Here is a 3,637-nt window from a genome sequence, read left to right as displayed (position 1 = left end):
GGGGTGGGGGGGGGGTTCTTGGGGGTCTGGCGGGGGGGGGGGGGGGGGGGGGGGGGTTTGGGGGGGGGGGGGGGGGGGGGGGGGGGGGGGGGCCCCCCCCCCCCCCCGGCCGTGAGCGGGCCGGGGCCCGCCAGGAAGGAGTGCGTGGTCATGGGCGAGGGGATCAGCCTGTCGCGCCGGCGGGCATTGTTCGGCGCCGCCGGTCTCGCGGGGGCCGGCGTCGTCGGCGCCACGGCCGCGGCCTGTTCGGACGATCCGAAGCCGATCTCGGCCTCGGCTCCTCCCGGGATGGTGCCCTTCCACGGCGCCCGCCAGGCCGGCATCACCACCGACGCGCAGGACCGGTTGGCCTTCGCGGCCTTCGACGTCACCGCCGGCACGACCCGCGAGGCGCTGCGCGACCTGATCGTCGGCTGGAGTACGGCGGCGGCGCGGATGGCTGCCGGGCAGCCGGTCGCCGACGACGAGGCGGCCCCGCAGGCCCCGCCGCGGGACACCGGCGAGGCCATCGGACTCACCGCCGGGAATCTGACGATCACCTTCGGGGTCGGTCCGAGCCTGTTCGACGAGCGGTTCGGGCTGGCCGCGCGCCGGCCGGCGGCGCTCGCCGAGATCCCGCCGATGCCGGGCGACAACCTGGACCCGCTGCGCAGCCACGGCGACCTGTGCGTCCAGGCCTGCGCCGACGATCCACAGGTCGCCTTCCACGCGGTGCGCAACCTACGCCGGCTCGCCCAGGGCGCGGCCGTGCTCCGCTGGTTCCAGCTCGGCTTCGGCCGCACCAGCACGACCAGCGACAGCCAGGCAACACCGCGCAATCTCATGGGCTTCAAGGACGGCACGAACAACATCAAGCGCGAGGACGCCGCGTCCCTGGACAAGCATGTCTGGGTCGGCGCCGACGGCGACCAGGCCTGGATGCGCGGCGGCACCTACCTCGTCACCCGCCGCGTGCGGATGCTGCTGGAGTCGTGGGACCGCGACTACCTTCGGGACCAGGAGAACGTGTTCGGCCGGGTGAAGGGCAGCGGCGCCCCGCTCGGCGCCGCGCAGGAGTTCGACCCTGTCCCGCTGACCGCGAAGGACGCCAGCGGCGAGCTGGTGGTTCCCGAGGACGCCCACGTTCGCCTCGCCGCCCCGGCGACCAACAACGGCGCGACGATCCTGCGCCGCGGCTACTCCTACACCGACGGCGTCAACCAGGCGACCGGGCAGCTCGACGCCGGTCTGTTCTTCATCGCCTTCCAACGTGACCCGCGCACGGGCTTCATCCCGGTCCAGCGCCGCCTGGCCACCCAGGATGCCCTCAACGAGTACATCCAGCACACCAGCAGCGCCGTGTTCGCGATCCCGCCCGGTGTCCGCGACGAGAAGGACTCCTGGGCCAGCGCCCTGTTCGCCACGTGATCGCCTGGTGTCAGCGGCGACCGGCGCGGCGACCGGCACGGGGGACGGGGCGGGAGACGGGGCGGGAGACGGCACGGGGACGGGATCGGCGGCGGGGGCCGGCGGCGTGCTCAGGTGAGCGCATCGGGCGCGTCCTCCCCCGCGGCCGCCAGCGCCGGCCCGAACGGCCGCCCGACCGGCACCGGCCGAGCCCGGTAGACCAGCCGCTCCACCACCAGATAGCGGGCGAGGACGGCGGCGGCCAGCGACAGCAGGGTGGCCAGGCCCACCCCCAGCCCCCACCGGCCGACCAGCAACGCCAGCAGTGGCAACCGGATCACCAGGTCGAGGTTGTTGATGACGGCGAACGGCGGGTAGCGGCGCAGCCGGGAGCCCGCGCGGCGGTCCCAGACCAACAGCTCGCAGCCGGCGAAGTTCCAGGCGATCGCCACCTGCGTGGCGATGATCGCCGCGGCCAGGTAGTGCAGGCCGAGACGGTGCAGGGCGGCCGTGCCCAGCAGGTTCGGGACGGTCCCGGACGCCCCGACCAGGGCGAAGCGGGCCGCCCGGGGAACCCGCAGGGCGAACAGCCGGCGGGCGAAGCGGATCCCCTCGGCCAGCGACGCGTTCGAGGCACCGGTGTGCCGTTCGGCGAAGACGTAGCCGACCTCGTGGATGCGCAGCGGGCCGGCGGTGGCCAGCAGTTCCAACAGGATCTTGTAACCGTCCGGCCGCAGTCCGGCCCGGTTCAGCGCCGCGACCCGCACCAGGAAGAAGCCGCTCATCACGTCGGAGACGCCGCGCAGCCGGCGCGGGAAGGCGAGCCGGCAGGCCAGGTTCGACCCGGTGGAGACCAGGTGACGGGCGGTGCCGGACAGGCCGGAGGCGCTGCCGCCGGCCACGTAGCGACTGCCGATCACCACGTCGGACTGGTCGCGCACGGCGGTGGCGAGCATGGCCGGGATGGTCTCGGGCGGATGCTGCAGGTCACCGTCGATGATCACGGCGTAGGGCGCGGTGCACAGAGCGAAGCCCTCGGTGACCGCGCCGCCGAGGCCGCCCGGGCGTTGCCCGCGCGGGCGGTGGTGGATGCGCACCGGCAGGGTCAGGCCCGGGCGGATCCGGGTGATCTCGTCGGGCGTCGCGTCGTCCGAGTCGTCGACGAAGATGACCTCGCCGGTCATCCCGCACAGCGCCTCGTCCAGGCGGCGCAGCAGGGGCCCGACGTTGCGCACCTCGTTGCGGGTCGGCACCACCACGGAGACCTGCGGCCGTGCCGGCCCGACCAGGCCGGACGGGGGCGCGTCCGGCTCCGCGACCGGTTCGAGCCCGTAGTCGTCCGGGGGGACGCGGGGACGCGGCACGACCGGCCAGTGCAGCACACCGGTGAGGTCGTCGGGCTGGCCACCCACGGCCGCCGACGTCATCGCGGCCGGCCGCCACCGAGGCCGCGCACCGGATGGTGCCGGGCCGGCGCGGAACACATTTCCGGGTCTCGTCCACCGGTCGCCCGCAATTGCGCGCAGCGATCGTCGGACGCACTTCTTCCCGTGCGCATGACGAAATTCCCCCAGCTAATTGGTGTCCCAACTCGGGCCTTTTCCCGACACCCCCGGCCCAAGCTTCGGCCGGCATTCTCTGCGGCCGAGCGAAAAATTACCGTACGGCCATGGGCGACGGGCGACTACTTCCATCCGGCACACTCCGAGACACAACCGGAGTCGCTACGGAAGCCGGTCCACCACCCAACCAGGCAGATGTACCTGGACATATCGACACCGGAATTCGCCAACCAGCTGTTCGAATATCGCTCCGGCCATTTGTCCAGCTTCGACCGCCTCGCTGGTCATCGGAACCAGGGCGGGACGCGGACGGAGGCGGGCGTGGCGTGGCATCACACCGGGCCGATCTCGCGACGGCCGCCGACCTCCGCCTGAGCGATTTCTTGTCGGTCAATCCCGCTGGTCAGGATTCATGATCCATGGCTAGTTCGCCATGAGATCACCGATGCCGCGTGGCGTCCTGACCCGAGAACACCACGATCCGTCGAAAAGTGATCGCCATGCCCCCGCCGCGAAACCACGACGCTCACACCGCTCCCACCCCGACCGAGACGCGAGCCTGCGCGCACCTCCCACCCTCCCGACATCACCCCCAGCCACCAGCCGCCGCCAGCCGCGCGTGCCTGCGCTGCCGCGGGCCGCTTTGATAGGTACAAATCGGACCCGGAGCCCCTCAAAAGCGGCCCGAA

The 3,637-nt window shown here is 72.9% G+C and carries 2 protein-coding genes; one reads left to right on the top strand and one right to left on the bottom strand.

What is annotated here, in order from left to right; translation table 11 throughout:
- The first annotated feature begins 150 nt into the window (after positions 1 to 150).
- Positions 151 to 1,407, top strand: a complete 1,257-nt coding sequence (gene efeB, locus MXD58_RS22930) for an iron uptake transporter deferrochelatase/peroxidase subunit (RefSeq protein WP_248840514.1) — start codon at positions 151 to 153, stop codon at positions 1,405 to 1,407.
- 110 nt (positions 1,408 to 1,517) lie between these two features.
- Here the strand turns inward: efeB and MXD58_RS22925 are convergent, their stop codons facing one another.
- Positions 1,518 to 2,813, bottom strand: coding sequence for a glycosyltransferase (locus MXD58_RS22925; protein WP_248839192.1), 1,296 nt, complete (start codon positions 2,811 to 2,813; stop codon positions 1,518 to 1,520).
- Positions 2,814 to 3,637 lie beyond the last annotated feature (824 nt).

The sequence above is a fragment of the Frankia sp. AgKG'84/4 genome (assembly GCF_023242965.2).
In the GTDB taxonomy this organism is placed as follows: Bacteria; Actinomycetota; Actinomycetes; order Frankiales; family Frankiaceae; genus Frankia.
Note: the sequence above shows the minus strand (reverse complement) of the source record. Positions and strands in the feature narration are given on the sequence as shown.